This is a genomic window from Microcystis sp. M165S2 (assembly GCF_020245885.1).
Taxonomy (GTDB): domain Bacteria; phylum Cyanobacteriota; class Cyanobacteriia; order Cyanobacteriales; family Microcystaceae; genus Microcystis.
This window is the reverse complement of record NZ_JADBTZ010000365.1, coordinates 1-3,692: the sequence shown is the minus strand read 5'-3', so window position 1 is coordinate 3,692 and position 3,692 is coordinate 1. Positions and strand designations below refer to the sequence as shown.

The 3,692-nt window shown below is 48.9% G+C and carries 2 protein-coding genes; both read right to left on the bottom strand.

The genetic code is table 11. From position 1 onward, the window contains the following. Positions 1–303: 303 nt before the first annotated feature. Positions 304–1,353 (bottom strand): hypothetical protein, encoded by a 1,050-nt coding sequence (locus IM479_RS18080; RefSeq protein WP_286826067.1) that lies wholly within the window; start codon positions 1,351–1,353, stop codon positions 304–306. 121 nt (positions 1,354–1,474) lie between these two features. Then, positions 1,475–3,517 (bottom strand): PP2C family protein-serine/threonine phosphatase, encoded by a 2,043-nt coding sequence (locus IM479_RS18075; protein ID WP_287685551.1) that lies wholly within the window; start codon positions 3,515–3,517, stop codon positions 1,475–1,477. Positions 3,518–3,692: the final 175 nt, after the last annotated feature.

Below are 3,692 nucleotides of genomic sequence, written 5' to 3'. Positions count from 1 at the left end.
GCAGGACTTGCGGTGTCAGTCTGTAGAGCGACCATAAGACCAGAACAGAGTAAAACTGTTAAGGCAGGTGCGGAACCCCGCAAGGGAAAGAAGCAGAAACCTAAATCGTGAGGTTTGGGAATCACCGTCCGTTTACGGCGGCGAGGATGTCAAAAAAGTTGAGGATATTCAGAGATTATAGCAGCAAGCCGTTAGGGGAATAGGGTAATGGGGGGATAGGGGAATTTCAACTAAAACCCTAAAACCCTAACACCCTAAAACCCTAACACCCCAACACCCAACACCCAACCACCAAAAAAGCATCTAACTTCCCCCATCGCTGATAATGCGTAAACGTACAATTTTTTGCCCACCTTCATCCAGTTCTACTTCGATCACTTCACTGGTTAAACTTTCCAAACAGGTTAACATCGATCGCAGATGGGGATTACTTGCTCCTGTATCCACATAGAGGCGATCGGACAAACTACCCAAACGTTTCCAAGTAGTATAAAGTTTAGCTACGGCTTGCTCTAATTGTGTGGCTTGTTTAACCAGATCCGCCGCCGTATTTAGACAATCGACGCGCAAAGCTTCTTCTAGAGCCATTTCAATATCTAAATTACCCCGTCGGAGAGTTTGTACTTGGGCTGCCGCATCGAGATATTTGGCTAAACTGCGTGCTTCCGAGGTGATTAATTTTACTGTGTCCACATCGGGATTAGCGGCGATTTCTTGACGGAGAGTTTCGATATGAGTATCGGGTAACTTTTCTAATTCTTTCACTAGAGGGGCGAGATGACGCGCCGGTAAACTACCATCGCTGGCTTTTTCTTTCACCTCATCGGGTAGTAAATCTGAACTCATCGCCGTCCATTCATCGGCCAATTGCTTCACCTCCCGACGGGTAATTCTCTCCCCTTGTCGGGCCGCATCACTGACTAATTTTTGAATTTCGGGGGCAGATTTGGCCGTTTCTACGAAGGCGCGTTTACTAAAATTATTGATACTATCGGGATCCAGTTGTCCTTCTGCTAGGAGAGTATCGGCACTATTAGCCAATTGAATCAGAGCATAAGCTTGACTTTTAGTGATTTCTCGCTGTTTTAACCAGTTTAAAAAGCCTGTACCGCGACTATCACCGCCTTGCTTTTCCCGGTCGCGAATAGCTCGCAAAATTCGCCCCCGCCAGATTTCCGTTTGCAAATCAAAGCGATCGCAAACTTTCCAAAAAGAATCCAGTTGCTGCTGAAAGTCATGATCTTGGATGGTTTCATCTTCGGGATCCGGCAGTTGAAAGTTAAACTCTAGAGGCGTTTCAAAGGCATCAATGATCGCGGAGGTGTCGGAGGAGAACGTCGCAGCATCAACCATAGGATAGACTCGGCAGTTAATCGGGCATTTTATCTTAACTCGCCCTGGCAACCCCCGACAAGCCGATTAATCTTCAGTCACATATAGGGAAGTGGGGAAGTGGGGAAGTGGGAATTATGAATTAGGGATTGTGGGGAGTGGGACTGGTGACAGGTGCGGGAGGTGTCGTCCCCGGACTCGGACTGGTGACAGGTGCGGAAGGTGTCGTCCCCGGAGTGGGACTCGGACCAGTGACGGGTGCAGGGGGTATCGTCCCCGGAGTGGGAGTCGGACCGGTGACGGGTGTGGGAGAAATCGATGGATTGGAAGCGGGATGAGGACTCAGGAATTGCCAAGCGATCGCAGCCAGCAAACCGAGAACACCGACAGCGATCGCTCCTACGACTAGGGGTGAAACCCTAGTGAGCGCGGGGGGAGAAGTATGACTAGAAACCGAAGAAGATGCGGGGGGGGGAGTGGGTATTGCTGTCACCACTTCTTCTCCGGAGTAGGTGTCCCCGCTGTAATCAAAATCTTGGTCATAAAGATCGGGAATAATCCGTTCTTTGGCCTGAGCATAAACTAAAGGCGTGACAGGTTCAGCCTTAGGAACTACCCGACAATAAACTAGGGCGATGGTGGAATTATCGTGACCGTTTTTCTGGTTAGCTAGTTGTAATAAACTTTCCCCCACAGCGGTTACAGTTTTCTCCCCTCGCAAAAGAGGCAGAATTTCACTGTCCCAGTATTGTTCTACCCGATCATAATCACTCAAACCATCGGAACAGAGGAGAAAAACACAATCTTGATCAATAATCAACCTCTGAACAGTGGGATGGAGATTAGTGGCGCTACTCATGCCCAAAGCTTGCACCAAGGCCCCGGCGTTGGGATACTGTATGGCATCACGATAGAGGAGATAGCCTAATTTCACTTCCCTGGAAGCGAGATCATCATCCACCGTCACTTGATGACAACTGTGGGGAGTAATCCAATAGATGCGGGAATCCCCCACATGGGCCGCGTACATTTCCTGGGCCTGGGCAAAAGCCATAACTAGAGTCGTACCCATGCGCTGACGCTCTTGTCTTGACTCCTGATCATTGCGTTGACTGATCAGATCATTGGTGACACGAATCGCCTGTTCGAGGACAAGACTGTGACTCTCGGGATAGACTTCAATATCAGTGGTGGGACTGCGATTAATTTCCCTAGGCAGGGTTTCGATCGCCAATTGAGCAGCGATTTCGCCCCCTTCCTGACCACCGATGCCATCACAGACAATCGCCAGGGGATTTTGACCATGAGCGAGGGTTATGGCCTGATTAGTCGGGGGATAACAGGCATCCTCGTTGTGTTCCCGCAGCGGACCGGTATCGGTGCGGGTAAAAATCTCATAGCTGCGTTCTTGACCTCCACCGTAGTGCTGTAGTGCATAATCGAGGATAGCGATCAGGGATTCTGGGCGATCGAGATCACCGGATTCTAGCTCTTGGGTCAGGGATGCGAGAAAATCTTGAATATTAGCGGCTGCCGTCGGCATCAGACCGGCCCACAGAGCCCCTAAATCTCGTAAATTGGGAGCGGTAGCCTCGTCTTTGCTTAATTCTAGCAATTGCAGCAGCTGATTATTCACTCTCGTCAGAGAAGGGTTGAGCAGACTAGAGACCACAGCTTTTTTCTGGAGGGGATGCCAGAGTTTGGCCATTTGCCATAACCAGTGAATTTGCCTTAAATCAGAAGCTTGCGACCAAACCTCGGCCAGAGTGGGCAATAGTTCCGGATAAATTAATTCTCCCGTTTCATCGAGGGGAATAGTGCCGTATTCCAACAGCCAGATGTCCATATTTAAGCGTTCATCGGGACTGGGAATATAGCCATAGACTTGGGGAATGTGGAGATGGAAGGGTAATAATTTTAGGTAGAGGGAAATCCAGCTAGGAGGTTCGTCCGGCGCTTGGGGTGCTTGAGCGGGTTTAGTATCAAGAACAATTTGTGGTTGTTTGACCAAATAACGATTATCAATTAGCTCACCAACATGATAATAGGTTCTCACCCAATCACCCATCATCCATAAATAGCGCTTAACTAAAGGAGTACCGCATTTTTCACAGAATCTATTAGTGAGAGCGTTCGGGGATAGACAGGTTAGGTTTTGACATTGGAGGGTTGTCACGGAATCCATGAAAACTGCTGACTCCTAAAGCGCGGTTAGTATAGGTTATTGACATCCTCACCGCCGTAAACGGACGGTGATTCCCAAACCTCACGATTTAGGTTTCTGCTTCTTTCCCTTGCGGGGTTTCGCACCTGCCTTAACAGATTTACTCTGTTCTGGTCTTATGGTCGCTCTACAGACT